16 protein-coding genes are annotated in these 13,552 nt (G+C 61.6%); 9 read left to right on the top strand and 7 right to left on the bottom strand.

Going from position 1 to position 13,552, the window contains the following annotated elements; translation table 11 throughout:
• Nucleotides 1-19: 19 nt before the first annotated feature.
• On the top strand, nucleotides 20-895 hold the full coding sequence (locus JY500_RS12000) for a DMT family transporter (RefSeq protein WP_172199498.1): 876 nt from the start codon (nucleotides 20-22) through the stop codon (nucleotides 893-895).
• Here the strand turns inward: JY500_RS12000 and JY500_RS12005 are convergent.
• Entirely contained in the window at nucleotides 892-2,259 is a 1,368-nt protein-coding gene (locus tag JY500_RS12005) for an aminotransferase-like domain-containing protein (protein ID WP_206252624.1), read from the bottom strand. The genes JY500_RS12000 and JY500_RS12005 overlap by 4 nt on opposite strands.
• Nucleotides 2,260-2,327: 68 nt before the next feature.
• Here JY500_RS12005 and JY500_RS12010 point away from each other — a divergent pair, with 68 nt between their 5' ends.
• The 3 genes from JY500_RS12010 to JY500_RS12020 all read left to right on the top strand — a co-directional run bounded on the left by JY500_RS12010 (nucleotide 2,328) and on the right by JY500_RS12020 (nucleotide 4,611).
• Entirely contained in the window at nucleotides 2,328-3,305 is a 978-nt protein-coding gene (locus JY500_RS12010; RefSeq protein WP_206252626.1) for a threonine dehydratase, read from the top strand.
• A gap of 183 nt (nucleotides 3,306-3,488) precedes the next feature.
• Nucleotides 3,489-4,337: a carboxylating nicotinate-nucleotide diphosphorylase gene (gene nadC / locus JY500_RS12015; protein ID WP_206252628.1), complete on the top strand. Its 849-nt coding sequence runs from the start codon at nucleotides 3,489-3,491 to the stop codon at nucleotides 4,335-4,337.
• 130 nt (nucleotides 4,338-4,467) lie between these two features.
• Complete coding sequence (locus JY500_RS12020; RefSeq protein WP_172199486.1) at nucleotides 4,468-4,611, top strand: hypothetical protein; 144 nt, start codon at nucleotides 4,468-4,470, stop codon at nucleotides 4,609-4,611.
• 86 nt (nucleotides 4,612-4,697) lie between these two features.
• Here the strand turns inward: JY500_RS12020 and thrC are convergent, their stop codons facing one another.
• Genes thrC through JY500_RS12040 form a run of 4 tightly spaced genes read right to left on the bottom strand, consistent with a single transcriptional unit; the run spans nucleotide 4,698 to nucleotide 9,057 of the window.
• Entirely contained in the window at nucleotides 4,698-6,128 is a 1,431-nt protein-coding gene (thrC, locus tag JY500_RS12025; RefSeq protein WP_206256471.1) for a threonine synthase, read from the bottom strand.
• 7 nt (nucleotides 6,129-6,135) lie between these two features.
• Entirely contained in the window at nucleotides 6,136-7,449 is a 1,314-nt protein-coding gene (locus tag JY500_RS12030; RefSeq protein WP_206252629.1) for a homoserine dehydrogenase, read from the bottom strand.
• Nucleotides 7,446-7,772: a hypothetical protein gene (locus JY500_RS12035; RefSeq protein WP_206252631.1), complete on the bottom strand. Its 327-nt coding sequence runs from the start codon at nucleotides 7,770-7,772 to the stop codon at nucleotides 7,446-7,448. The genes JY500_RS12030 and JY500_RS12035 overlap by 4 nt, the downstream gene beginning before the upstream one ends.
• A complete protein-coding gene (locus JY500_RS12040; protein WP_206252633.1) occupies nucleotides 7,762-9,057 on the bottom strand; it encodes a pyridoxal phosphate-dependent aminotransferase in 1,296 nt (431 codons plus the stop codon). The genes JY500_RS12035 and JY500_RS12040 overlap by 11 nt, the downstream gene beginning before the upstream one ends.
• 110 nt (nucleotides 9,058-9,167) lie before the next feature.
• On the opposite strand from JY500_RS12040, the gene JY500_RS12045 reads away from it, so the two are divergent.
• The 4 genes from JY500_RS12045 to JY500_RS12060 all read left to right on the top strand — a co-directional run bounded on the left by JY500_RS12045 (nucleotide 9,168) and on the right by JY500_RS12060 (nucleotide 11,822).
• Nucleotides 9,168-9,548, top strand: a complete 381-nt coding sequence (locus JY500_RS12045) for an Mth938-like domain-containing protein (protein WP_172199465.1) — start codon at nucleotides 9,168-9,170, stop codon at nucleotides 9,546-9,548.
• A 79-nt stretch (nucleotides 9,549-9,627) separates the two neighbouring features.
• A complete protein-coding gene (locus JY500_RS12050) occupies nucleotides 9,628-10,083 on the top strand; it encodes a peroxiredoxin (RefSeq protein ID WP_172199462.1) in 456 nt (151 codons plus the stop codon).
• A gap of 39 nt (nucleotides 10,084-10,122) precedes the next feature.
• Nucleotides 10,123-11,550, top strand: a complete 1,428-nt coding sequence (locus tag JY500_RS12055; RefSeq protein WP_172199459.1) for a PhoH family protein — start codon at nucleotides 10,123-10,125, stop codon at nucleotides 11,548-11,550.
• Nucleotides 11,547-11,822 (top strand): DUF4212 domain-containing protein, encoded by a 276-nt coding sequence (locus tag JY500_RS12060; RefSeq protein ID WP_172199456.1) that lies wholly within the window; start codon nucleotides 11,547-11,549, stop codon nucleotides 11,820-11,822. The genes JY500_RS12055 and JY500_RS12060 overlap by 4 nt, the downstream gene beginning before the upstream one ends.
• A gap of 24 nt (nucleotides 11,823-11,846) precedes the next feature.
• Here JY500_RS12060 and JY500_RS12065 read toward each other — a convergent pair whose 3' ends face one another.
• On the bottom strand, nucleotides 11,847-12,428 hold the full coding sequence (locus tag JY500_RS12065; RefSeq protein ID WP_206252635.1) for a hypothetical protein: 582 nt from the start codon (nucleotides 12,426-12,428) through the stop codon (nucleotides 11,847-11,849).
• A 335-nt stretch (nucleotides 12,429-12,763) separates the two neighbouring features.
• On the opposite strand from JY500_RS12065, the gene JY500_RS12070 reads away from it, so the two are divergent.
• Nucleotides 12,764-13,159 carry a C40 family peptidase gene (locus JY500_RS12070; protein WP_371814575.1) on the top strand — a complete coding sequence of 132 codons (396 nt, stop codon included), beginning with the start codon at nucleotides 12,764-12,766 and terminating at the stop codon, nucleotides 13,157-13,159.
• A gap of 51 nt (nucleotides 13,160-13,210) precedes the next feature.
• Here the strand turns inward: JY500_RS12070 and JY500_RS12075 are convergent, their stop codons facing one another.
• A complete protein-coding gene (locus tag JY500_RS12075; RefSeq protein WP_206252637.1) occupies nucleotides 13,211-13,531 on the bottom strand; it encodes a DUF3135 domain-containing protein in 321 nt (106 codons plus the stop codon).
• Nucleotides 13,532-13,552 lie beyond the last annotated feature (21 nt).

Genomic DNA, 13,552 nt, shown 5'->3' on the forward strand with positions numbered 1-13,552 from the left:
CGATTTGCGGGACGACGCAATGGGTAAGCAGAGCGCTCCTCGCCCGATACGCGGCGTCGTACTCTTCTGCGTCGCAGTGGTGCTCTTTGCCTGTCTTGACGCTACGGCCAAGCACCTGTCGCAGCACTGGCCGGTCGCCATGCTCGCCTGGGGGCGTTATGTGGTGCATTTCGTGCTGATGACCGCCTTCCTAGCACCGACCTGGCGAGGGCGACTGTTGGCGACCGAACGCCCAGTACTGCAGAGCGTACGTGGCCTGAGCCTGGTCGCCGTAACCGTCCTTGCAATGGCTGCCTTCAAGCGCATGCCGCTGGCCGAAGCCACTGCCCTACTCTTCGCATCGCCCCTTCTGGTCGCGCTGCTCGCACGGCCAATTCTCGGCGAGCACATCGGAAAGCTGCGTTGGACCGCCGTGCTGCTCGGATTCACCGGCGTTGTCATGCTGACGCGACCGGGCAGCGGGCTCGATCCGGTGGGTGTCGCGTGCGCGCTGGCGGCCGCCGTCGCCTACGCCGGCTACCAGTTGATGACTCGCACACTGAGCCACGTCAGCCATCCCGTCACAATGCTTTACTACACCGCGCTCGCTGGCACCGTCAGCCTCTCGCTGGCGCAGCCCTTGATCGGCCCGCTTAGCTGGCCCGGTTGGCTGGACGGCGGCATGATCGTCGCCCTCGGCCTGTTTGGTGGGACCGGTCACTACCTGCTCACGCGCGCGTTTCGCGAAGCGCCAGCCTCACTGCTGTCGCCGCTGATCTACACGCAGTTGATCTGGGCCGCCCTGCTCGGTTGGCTGGTTTTCGGCAACACGCCGTCTGCTGCCACGATCGCGGGCATGCTCGTAATCGGCGCCTCGGGCTTGCTCATCGCATACGACAGCACGCGCAGCAGCTAACGCAGCAACGCCGAACGTTGGAGCACCGGCGCAAGCCGGTTCAGGGCTTCCTGCAAACGGCTTCGACTACTTGCTGCCCCAAGCGAGACGCGGATACCGGCGGGCTCGGCATGGGTCGCAGCCGCAAAGGTCTCTGAGGGCACCACCGCGACACCCTCACGCCTCGCGACCTCCGCAACGCGCTGCGGATCACGACCGCGCGCCAGCGGTAGCCACAGATGCGGTGACACCGTCGCCCCTTCGAGCTCGTAATCAGCGAGGGCCGCTTGCGTCAGCTTCCAGCGTGCCGCCAATTCGCGCCGCTGGCGCATCAGGCGGCCCTTTGCGGCCCCGCCCACGATCCAACGTCTGGCGATTTCCGCTCCAAGCGGTGAGACATACCAGTGCGTATGGTGCTCGAGCGCCTCCTGGCGTCCGTGAAGCGCTGGAGGCAGCACGAGGTAGCCAAGCCGCAGGCCAGGCGCCACTGTCTTGGACAAGCCACTAACATGACAGACTCGCTCCGGCGCGAGGCTGGCCAACGATGTTGGCGAATTCGGCATCAGGGCGCCATACACATCTTCCTCGATCAGCATCAGATCATGACGCCGCGCGACGGCAACAATCGCCTCACGCCTTTCGATGCTCCATGTGCGCGCGGTGGGGTTGTGCAAGGTCGGCATGCAGACCAGGCATTTCAGCCCCTGCAAGGCAGCACGTTCAAGCGCATCCGGCAGGATGCCATCGCGATCAATCGGCAGCGCATGAAGCCGTAATCCACGGCTGCGCGCAATCGCCTTCAAGCCAGGCCAGCAAAGGCTCTCGCACCCCACGACCGTAGCGCCGGCCGCAGCAAGCGCCGCTTCCATCGCGTGCTGCGCGCCGGCACAGAGGACGATGCGCTCCGCCACGCAATTCACGCCGTGCTGGACAAGCCAACTCTCGGCGGCCAAGCGGTGCAGATGAAGATCGCCCGGCGTCGGATAGTCGGCAAAGCGCTCGAGCTCGCCCTCTTCTAACAAAGCTGCAACAGCCTTTGCGAGGCCGTCATCGCCCACCAGCTTGGGTGGCGTGTTGGTCGATAGGTCGATCAGCGAATCCTGCGGTCGGTCGGCGAACGCGAATAGGCGTGCCTCTGCCGCGCCGCCGAGCACGAACGTGCCGCGCCCCACCTCACCGCCGATCAGGCGCCGCCGTTCGGCCTCACGGTAGGCGCGCGTCACCGTGCTGACGTTGATGCCCAGTAGATCCGCCATCAGACGATGCGTTGGAAGGCGGTCGCCGGCCTTCAGGGTGCCTCGCCGAATTGCGTCAGCGAGTTGATCCACGATCGCGCGGTAGACCGGACCATCGAGGCCCGCGACGCGGGGCAGCCAAGTTGTCATGCACACAATCCGAATAAATGTGCCTACAAAATGCCACGCATCACCAATCGCCACAAGCGGAGACGACGATGCGGATTTCGCGCGAAGACATCCTTCAAGCCATGAGCCATGTGCGCCCGCTCGTGCCGGCAACGCCCCAGTACCGCTGGCCCATGCTGTGTGAGGCGCTCGCTTGCGAGACATTGGTCAAGCACGAAAACCACGCACCGACGGGTGCCTTCAAGATACGCGGCGGCCTGAACTACTTTGGCCGACTTGCGGGCCAAGCAGGACCACGGCAAGTGGTGTGCGCCACACGGGGGAATCACGGCCAGTCGGTCGCCATGGCCGGCGCTTTGCACGGCTTTGACGTCACGGTCGTGGTGCCACACGGCAACAGCAGCGAGAAGAACGCAGCGATGCGCGCGCTGGGCGCCTCGGTGGTCGAATACGGTGACGATTTCCAGGCTGCGCGCGAGCATGCAAGCCGTCTGGCGCAAACGCACGGTTGGCACCAGGTGCCTGCATTCCATGAGGCGCTGATCGCCGGTGTCGCCACCTATGCGTTGGAGTTCCTCTCCAGCGCCAGCCCGCTCGATATCGTGTACGTGCCGGTGGGCATGGGATCGGGCCTTTGCGGCATGATTGCAGCCCGCGATGCGCTCGGGCTGCATACCGAGATCGTTGGCGTGGTGTCGGCGCATGCCCCTGCCTACGCGCGGGCCTTTGCAAGTGGCATCGAGACCGAAGCGCCGGCCGACACGCTGTTGGCCGATGGCCTGGCATGCCGGAGGACGGACCCCGCCGCACTCGCAATGATTCGTCGCGGTGCCAGTCGCTTCGTCATGGTGACGGACGATGAAATCGCGAACGCGATGCGCCTGCTCTTTGCGACCACCCACAACGTCGCCGAGGGTGCTGGCGCGGCGTCGCTTGCCGCAGCGCTTCAAGAGCGCCCCGCCCTTCGCGGTCGCAGGGCGGGAATCGTCATCACTGGCGGCAATGTGGACACCCACACCTTTGCCGCCGTGCTCGGCCAGAATCGTCCATTCGCCAAGGCCGCATAGGACGCGAGGCGGACGTCGCGACTATCGTTCAAGACAACGCAAGTAGGCACACGGGAGGCTCGTATCGCGCATAATCCTTGGCGACCGCGTCGCCGCCGTATACCGTAGCGGCTTGATGTAGCGGCTGAGACGCCGCGAAATACCGCGCCCTGATCGACGGGCGCGATAGCCTGAAAGCCTGCCATGCAAATCACTGAACAACTCCGCGCCGAAATTCTGCGCAACGTCGCCGCTTCGCTTGCCGAAGACATTGGCACCGGCGATCTCACCGCCCGCCTGATTCCTGCCGACCGCAATGCACGCGGCCGTGTGATTACCCGCGAAGCCGCAGTCCTGTGCGGCACCGAATGGTTTTCCGCCACCTTCGCTGCGCTGGAACCGGATAGCACGATCGTGTGGCACGCAAAGGACGGCGACCGAATCGAACCGGGCCAATTGCTCTGCGATGTGCTGGCCACAGCGCGATCGTTGCTTACCGCAGAGCGCACTGCATTGAACTTCCTGCAACTGCTCTCGGCAACGGCAACCACGACCAGCGCTTACGTCGAGGCAGTAGCCGGCACGAAGGCGAAGATTGTTGATACGCGCAAGACCTTGCCGGGGCTGCGTCTCGCGCAGAAGTACGCCGTCGCCGTCGGCGGCGGCACCAACCATCGCGTCGGTCTGTACGACGGAATCCTGATCAAGGAAAACCACATCATCTCGGCCGGCAGCATCGCAAAAGCGGTGGAGGCAGCGCGCGCCATTGCCCCTTCAAATGTCTTCATCGAAGTCGAAGTCGAGAACCTCAAGGAGCTACGCGAGGCAATCGACGCCGGCGTCCGGATGGTGCTGCTCGACAACATGTCGCTCGATGAAATGCGCGAGGCAGTGAAGCTGACCGCCGGCCGTGCCGAACTAGAAGCCAGCGGCGGCGTCGGCCTTGAGGGTGTACGGGCGATTGCCGAGGTGGGTGTGGATCGGATCTCCATCGGTCGCCTGACCAAGGATGTCCATGCGATTGACTTGTCTCTGCGGCACACCGAGCGCTGAGATCGCGCCTGAAGCGCAATGCCAATCTGGCTTGCCGCAAAGGCGCTTTAAGGCTATATATGCCGATCGACTTTTGCCGCCCCTTTTGAGCACGTCTGTCCCGTGAGGGGTGGATTCAGGAATCGCCTCGATGTCCGTCTTCTTTGTTGCCTACTACATCGTCTCCATCATCGTACTGGTGCTGCACTTCACCGGATTCCTGAGTCGCCATAACATCGAATGGCTGATCTATATTCTGGCAATCACTGTTTTCCCCGCCGTGATCTACCTTTAGTTGGGCGGCCTCCACAAAAAAGAACGGCCGGAGTTCCCCGGCCGTTCTCGATTGTGAAGCGTTCGAATGATCGGTCGCGTTAGCGATCAGCCCACATGCGCTGCGATGAAGGCCTTGATCGCAGCGGCGTCAGCGTCCATCACCTCAACACGCTGCGGCAGCGCTTCAATACCCTCGTAGCCGGCCGGACGCGCGGGCTGACGGCCGAGCGCTTCCTGAATGGTCTCCTCGAACTTGGCCGGCAAGGCGGTCTCAAGAACCACCATCGGGATGCCAGCTTCACGGTGCTCGGCTGCCACCTTGAGCGCATCGGCCGTGTGCGGGTCGACCGTGACGGCGTAGCGCTCCGCCGTCGCACGAATGGTCGCCAAACGGTCCGCATGAGAGCTGCTGCCTGATACGAAACCGTAGCCCGCAATCTTCGAGAAATACGGCGTGGCAGACAGATCGAACGCCCCGCCCGCATCGACCTTGGCCCACAGATCACGCACCACGTCGGCGTCGCGGCCCACCAGATCGAAAACAAAGCGTTCGAAATTCGATGCCTTAGAGATGTCCATCGACGGGCTGGACGTGGCGTGCGTTTCGGCCGTGCCACGCGGACGATAAACGCCGGTGCGGAAGAACTCGTCGAGCACGTCGTTTTCGTTCGTCGCCAACACCAGCTTACGAATCGGCAAGCCCATCATGCGTGCGATATGGCCGGCGCAGATGTTGCCGAAATTGCCTGACGGCACGGCAAACGAGACCTCTTCGCCGGCCGCCTTCGTGACGGCAAAGTAGGCCTTGAAGTAGTACACCACCTGGGCCGACACGCGCGCCCAGTTGATCGAGTTGACGGTACCGATCGCAAATTTGCGCTTGAAGGCCAGGTCGTTCGACACCGCCTTCACCACGTCCTGTGCATCGTCAAACATGCCGCGGACAGCGATGTTGAAGATGTTCGCATCCTGCAGCGAATACATCTGGGCGCGCTGGAACGGACTCATGCGGCCATCGGGCGACAGCATGAACACGCGCACGCCGCGCTTGCCGCGCATCGCGTACTCCGCCGCCGAACCGGTATCACCGGATGTGGCGCCAAGAATGTTGAGCGATTGGCCTGTCTTGTCCAACGCGTACTCGAACAGGTTGCCAAGCAGCTGCATGGCCATGTCCTTGAACGCGAGCGTGGGCCCGTTGGAGAGTTCCAGCAGGTGCAGGCCCGGCTCCAGCGTGGTCACGGGCGTGATCTCACCCGTTTTGGCCGCATCGCGCGCATTGCAGTAGACCTGCGCGGTGTAGGTACGATTGATCAGTGCCCGCAGATCATCGGCCGGAATGTCGTCCGCAAAACGCGACAGAACCGCGAACGCGAGCTCCGGATAGCTCAGCCCGCGCAGTGACTCCAACTCTTCTGGCGTGAAACGGGGATAGCTTTCCGGCATCGCAAGACCGCCATCCTCCATCAACCCACCGAGCAGGATGTCGAGGAAGTGCATCGGCGCGGCCTTGCCGCGCGTCGAGACGTAGTTCATCGCCATGTCAGTTGCCCAGCTCTTCCAGACGGATCTTGGTGACCGAGCCATCGACAGTAGCGAGCTGCTCGATACGCTCGATGGCAGCGACGACGTTGCGCTCCAACACCTTATGCGTTAGCAGGATGATGCTGGCCTTGTCGACACCTTCCGGCGGCTCCTTCTGGATCATGGCTTCGATCGAGATGCCGTGGTCGGCAAGGATGCGCGCGACATCCGCCAGCACACCCGGACGATCGAAGACCTGCATGCGCAGGTAGAACGAGGTTTCGACATCGCCGATCGCGAGGATCGGGAGTTCGAAGACCTGATCGGCCTGGAACGCAAGGTGCGGCACCCGATGCTCAGGATCCGACGTGTGCATGCGCGTCACATCGACGAGATCGGCGACCACCGCACTCGCCGTCGGCTCGGCGCCTGCGCCGCGGCCGTAGTACAAGGTGTGCCCAACCGCATCACCCTTCACCAGCACGGCGTTCATCACGCCCTCAACGCTGGCGATCAAACGACGCTCAGGGATCAGCGTCGGGTGCACGCGCAACTCCACGCCACGCGGCGTGCGACGCGTAATGCCGAGCAGCTTGATCCGATAGCCGAGCTCCTCGGCGTACGCGATATCTTCGCGAGTCAGCTTCGAAATGCCTTCCACGTGGGCTTTGTCGAACTGCATCGGGATGCCAAAAGCGATCGCGCTCATGATCGTCAGCTTGTGTGCGGCATCGACACCCTCGACGTCAAACGTCGGGTCGGCTTCCGCGTAGCCAAGCTCCTGAGCGGCTTTGAGCGCGGTATCAAAGGAAATTCCCTTGTCCCGCATCTCGGTCAGGATGTAGTTCGTGGTGCCGTTGATGATGCCGGCGATCCATTCGATGCGGTTCGCCGTAAGGCCTTCACGCAGCGCCTTGATGATCGGGATACCGCCCGCGACGGCAGCCTCAAAGGCCACCATGACGCCCTTCTTCTGGGCTGCAGCGAAGATCTCGTTGCCATGCAAGGCGAGCAGCGCCTTGTTGGCCGTCACGACATGCTTGCCATTGGCAATCGCTTCGAGCACCAACTCGCGCGAAATACCATAGCCGCCGATCAATTCGACCACGATGTCGATCTCGGGGTCACGGACAACCTCGAACGCGTCGGCCGTAATGCGGGCCTTGTCGCCCACCACCTTTTTGGCGAGCTCCACGTTGCGGTCCGCTACCGACGCAATTCGAATGGGACGCCCGGCGCGACGCGTGATTTCTTCCTGATTCCGGGACAGCACGGTAAATGTGCCGCCACCGACGGTCCCAATGCCCAGCAGGCCAACGTTGATCGGTTTCATGACAGGTGTTTCTTGAAATTGATGGAGGGGTTGATCGAGCTTCTGCGGAAAGGGAAGCAGTACGCACCATCGCGCGGCGTACCCGGTTCAAACAACGCGGTGCGATGGGCCGAGCCGAATGCTTCCGAACTCAAAGCCGGAGTCAGGTGGTGACCTACCCCCGGTGAGTGAGACGCCCCGTTGGTTACGAGGTCGTCGGAGAGATACTTCTCGCCAAGGGCGGAATCCGCATGGTTCCGAACGATGGCCAACAGATTGTCGGACGCCACCAACTTGCCGGTGACGCCCCTTAAAGGCGACAGTTTAGCGTTTTCAACCGCCATGCCGCTTCCGATATTGCTCGAGGAAGCGTGCGATACGCCCGATCGCCTCGCGCAGATCGTCTTCGTGCGGCAGGAAAACGACGCGGAAATGGTCCGGCGTCGGCCAGTTGAAGCCCGTCCCTTGAACGACCAGCACCTTCGATTCCTCCAGTAGTTCGAGGATGAACTGTTGGTCGTTCTCGATCGGATAGAGCTTAGGATCCAGCCGAGGGAAGCAGTACAGCGCTGCCTTCGGCTTGACACAGCTGACGCCGGGGATCTGATTGAGCAGATCGACGGCGATGTCGCGCTGGCGTGTCAGACGACCGCCGGGCGCCACCAGGTCCTTGATGCTCTGGTAACCACCCAGCGCGGTCTGGATTGCCAACTGGCCCGGCGTGTTCGAGCACAGGCGCATCGAGGCGAGCATATTCAGCCCCTCGATATAGTCCCCCGCACGGCGCTTGTCGCCCGATACGACCATCCAGCCGGCACGATAGCCGCAGGAACGGTAGTTCTTCGAGAGGCCGTTGAAGGTCACGAAGAGCACATCGTCGGCCAGTGACGCGATGCTGGTATGTACTTCGCCGTCAAAGAGCGTCTTGTCGTAGATCTCATCGGCGAACACGATCAGGCCATGCTCGCGGGCGATGTCGACAATGGCTTGCAGCGTTTCAACCGGATACAGCGCCCCCGTCGGGTTATTCGGATTGATCACCACGATGCCCTTGGTGTTGGGCGTGATCTTGCGGCGGATATCGTCGAGGTCAGGCAGCCAACCCGATGCCTCATCACACAGGTAATGCCGCGGCGTACCACCCGACAGGCTCACCGCGGCGGTATAGAGCGGGTAGTCGGGCGCCGGCAGGAGCACCTCGTCACCTGAGTTCAGGAGCGCCTGCATGCTCATTACAATCAGTTCAGACGCGCCATTACCGATGTACACGTCGTCCACCGTGACACCAGTGATGGCCTTTTCCTGCGTGTAATGCACGATCGCCTTGCGCGGCGCGAACAGACCCTTGGAATCGGTGTAACCCGCGGCGTCCGGCAGGTTACGGATCATGTCCTGCACGATCTCATCAGGGGGCAGCAGGCCGAACGGGGCAAGATTGCCAATGTTCAGCTTGATGATCTTCTGCCCCTCTTCCTCCATTTGCCGTGCACGCGCCAACACCGGGCCGCGGATGTCGTAGCACACGTTGGAGAGCTTCGCCGACTTGTGAAGCGGGCGCGCGGCGCGGGCGGCGGCCACCGGCTCAAGTCCGTGTTCGCCCGTAATCCGCAACAGATTTCCCGCAGTCATAGTCTTCTCCAAGCGTCATCCGCCCTCGACTGAACGCCAAGGCGCGGCAAATCAAAAGGTTATAATCGTAGCCAAGCCTCACCACTGCCGCAATCGCGGTGCAACAAACGATGAAACTCAACCTCGATCTGTCGGCTGGAACCAACGTCGTGACTGCGCACGGAGCGGGCTTCATCGCCATCAACGGTCAGCGATATACAGCGAGCCTGGTTGTCGGCCCCCAGCTGCTGGACACCGCGTGGGGCAAGGATCGCTTCGAATCGCTCACGATTGACGACTTTGCCGCCCTCGCAGACCACGAGGCAGTCATTACCCTGATTGGCACCGGCCAGCGGCAGCGCTTTCCGTCGCCCCAAATGCTCAGGCCTTTGATCGACGCGCAGCGTGGTTTCGAGATCATGGACACCGCGGCAGCATGTCGGACCTACAATATCCTCGCCGCGGAGGGCCGTAAGGTGATCGCGGCAATGATCATTGAATCAGCAGCTTAGCGACATACGTTTTTCGGCCATTTGCGGGGCACGATCCGGCTCGGCTACTCTGGTGCGGAATCCACCCATGGAGACCGCGATGACAGGATCGAAAGCGCCCGAATTCTCCCTCCCCGCGACCGGCGGCAAGACGATCAGTCTCGCTGATCTTGCCGGTCACACAGTGGTGCTCTACTTCTACCCCAAAGACAACACGCCCGGCTGCACAACCGAGGGCGAGAACTTTCGCGACCTGCACGATGAGTTCGTGAAGCGTGGCGCCATGGTTCTTGGGGTTTCACGCGACAGCATCAAGTCGCATGAGAATTTCAAGAGCAAGAAAGAATTCCCGTTCGACCTGCTGTCCGACCCGGACGAGACGCTGTGTGAGGCGTTTGGCGTCATGAAGCTGAAGAACATGTACGGCAAGCAGGTCCGCGGCATCGAACGCAGCACCTTCGTCATCAATGCGAAAGGAGAGATCTGCCGCGAGTGGCGCGGCGTCAAGGTTCCCGGTCACGCGCAGGAAGTGCTCGACTTCGTCACGTCGCTCTGACCCCTTCTGTCTTTCGAACTTACGCGGAAGCTCTAGCTCATGAACGCAAAACGCCAGCCAGCCAGCACAGCCGCCAAGACGAAGCTCTTCGTGCTAGACACCAACGTCTTAATGCACGACCCGAACTGTCTATACCGGTTCGAAGAACACGACATCTTCATTCCCATTCAGACACTGGAAGAACTCGACGCCCACAAAAAAGGCATGTCCGAGGTGGCGCGCAACGCGCGCCAAGCGAGCCGCATGATGGATGACATCGTGACCTCCGCACCCGACGGCATCGAGACCGGCATCGAACTGACGGAACCGTCGCGAGAACTCGCAACCGGCCGCCTTTTCCTGCAAACCGAGGCGATTCCGATCCAACTGCCGGTGAACGTACCGACAGCCAAGGCCGACAACCAGATTCTGGCGGTCGTTCATTACTTGGCGACCAAGTTCCCGAAGCGGCCAGTCATCCTGGTGTCGAAAGACATCAACATGCGCATCAAAGCCCGCGCTATGGGGCTCGATGCACAGGACTACTTCAACGACAAAGTCCTGGAAGACACCGACCTGCTCTACACCGGCGTCAGAGAGTTGCCCGCGGATTTCTGGGATACGCATGGCAAGGACATGGAGTCGTGGAAGGAGAACGGCCGCACGTTTTACAAGCTGCGTGGTCCGCTTTCCGCGGAGTTGGTCGTCAACGAATTTGTGTATCAGGAAGGCGAACGGCCGCTCTACGCACTGGTAAAGGAAAGGACTGGGCCGACCGTCGTCCTTGAAACGCTGATCGACTTCTCGCATCAGAAGAACAACGTCTGGGGCATCACGGCACGAAACCGGGAACAGAATTTCGCGCTGAATCTGCTGATGAACCCGGACGTAGATTTCGTCTCGCTGCTCGGCCAGGCTGGCACTGGCAAGACGCTGCTCACGCTCGCGGCGAGCCTGACTCAGGTGCTGGAAACCAAGCGCTACAGCGAAATCATCATGACGCGCGTGACCGTGCCGGTTGGTGAGGACATTGGTTTTCTACCTGGCACCGAGGAAGAAAAGATGGCGCCATGGATGGGCGCGCTCGAGGACAACCTTGATGTGCTCAACGGCAACGCCGAAGAGGGTGGCCACTATGGTGGCGAATGGGGGCGCGCCGCGACACGCGATCTCATCCGTACCCGGATCAAGATTAAGAGCCTCAACTTCATGCGGGGTCGCACCTTCATCAACAAATTCCTGATCATCGACGAAGCGCAGAACCTAACGCCCAAACAGATGAAGACGCTGATCACACGTGCCGGCCCAGGCACCAAGGTGGTCTGCCTCGGCAACATCGCGCAGATCGATACGCCGTATCTGACCGAGGGGAGCTCAGGCCTGACCTACGTGGTGGATCGCTTCAAGGGCTGGGCTCATAGCGGCCATATCACCTTGCAGCGAGGCGAGCGCTCGCGGCTTGCCGACTGGGCAGGGGAAGTTCTGTGAGTGACGCGCCGCGCCCGGACTCCGCCGCGGCGCGGCGCCATTGGAGGCGCACGCTCGCGCTGACGCTGGCGCTACTGGCGGTATGGTTTGTTGTAACGCTGGTAACCAGCTTCATGCCCGAGCGCTTGAACGAATGGGAATTTCTCGGGTTTCCGCTTGGCTTTTATTTCGCAGCGCAGGGCGCGCTGTTGATCTACCTGGCGATTGTGGGCGTGCACACTTGGGCCATGAATCGCCTCGATCAGCGGTACAAAGACGCGCGGGACGAATAAGCCCCTTCGTCGCCCTCAGATCACTTAGGCAGCGAAGCGACGCTCACCGGGGACGGCATCGTCCAGCACCCAATTGCGAACCGCCGTGCGGCCAGGCAATTGCTCCACCCGCCAGTGGGCGAGCTTCACGCCCGTGCCCGCCAGTTCCGCCAGGGCACGCGAGCGAGCCGGATGTGACGGCTCACCTGCTCGGTCGAGGACCACGACGGCCACAGGCCGGAAGTCCTTTCGGCAAACAACGAAGTCCAGCACAGCCAGCCCAAGATGCTCCCCGCGGGGCAAGAGCTTTGCGCTGCTAACGTGGGTCAGCACTTCAAATTCGGGGAGCGCAACCTTCAAGAGCAGGTAAACAAGCCGCTCTTCCCGTGCAAGCAGTTCCGTTTCCATCGGACTTGCCTTATTCGTCTTGGGAGGCTGCACGGTATTCGGCGCGGCATCCGGCGCTTTGTTCGGTCCACCGAGGTCGGCCGATGCGGCGAGGAGGAACTGCTCTTCCCTCGACGACGCATGCATGCGTGATACCTGGATCGCGCGCATGCAGCGGCGTACAGACCAGACACCAAGCACAACGAAGCCGAGAAATAGCAGGTAAGAAAACACCTTCATGGCGGGGGACCCAGGCGGCGAGACAATGGGCGGGATTTTATGGGTATTCCAACGGAATGCCTTGATTTAGCCGGCAATCCGCGACCAACGGTAACATCTAGGTACACGTCAACACAAAATCAAGGGTTTACCGGTCACACCTGCCAAGTTATAGTCGCGTGATGCGCATAAAAACAACACTCTGTATTGCATGTCTGGCGATCTTTGCCGGACAAGCGCTTGCCGCGGAGCCGCCGGAGCACGTTCCGGGTGCGCCGGCTGCATTGACCTCAGAGTCGATTGTGGCGCACTCGGAGTCGCTCCTCGATCGCGCATCGCGCGGCGCCGGTGACCTGATGAATTCCGGCCTTCAATACCTTGGTATCCGCTACCGTTTCGGTGGCAACTCGGCCGAGACCGGATTTGACTGCAGTGGCTTGGTTCGCCGCGTGTTCATGGATGCGCTCGGTCTGAATCTGCCCCGTACGGCCAAGGAAATGGCCAATACCGGCGAGCGGATCAATCCTTCCGAGCTCAAGCCGGGCGATCTGGTGTTCTTCAACACCATGCGTCGTACCTTCTCACACGTCGGCATTTACCTTGGCGACAACCGCTTTCTCCATTCGCCGTCGGCTGGCGGCAAGGTGCGCGTGGAGAGCATGTCTGACGACTACTGGCGCACGCGCTTCAACGGCGCCCGTCGGGTCGTAGACCAGCCTGAATTGCGCTCGGCCGAAACCAATATCCGCTGATTGGAATTAACGTGGCGACCGTATCGCCACGCTGCCGCTCGGCAACAGCGGTCACATCTGATGCTTGGCCCCGTGCGCCGTATTGACCGTCTCGCCGATAGGTTCCGCGGCCGTAGGCAGCCGCGAGAAGGCAAGGTCAAGGGCATCAAGCCGCTCTGAAATCATCTGGGCAAGCCGCTGTGTCACCTGATCGGCGTTCGGTGTCGTGGCGCGCATCAGCTCTATCTCATCCTGCAACTGCCAAAGCTTGGCCTGGCGCTCGGGATCAGTGCCACTGATCATGCGCTCGATCAACTCTCGCCTTGCCGCCACGAAGCCGGCAACGTCGGTCTGCGCCAAAACCTTGAGATGACGAAATTCGGTGTCGGTCATGGCGATGGCTCCGACGACGGG

Source organism: Niveibacterium microcysteis (genome assembly GCF_017161445.1).
GTDB classification, from domain to species: Bacteria; Pseudomonadota; Gammaproteobacteria; order Burkholderiales; family Rhodocyclaceae; genus Niveibacterium; species Niveibacterium microcysteis.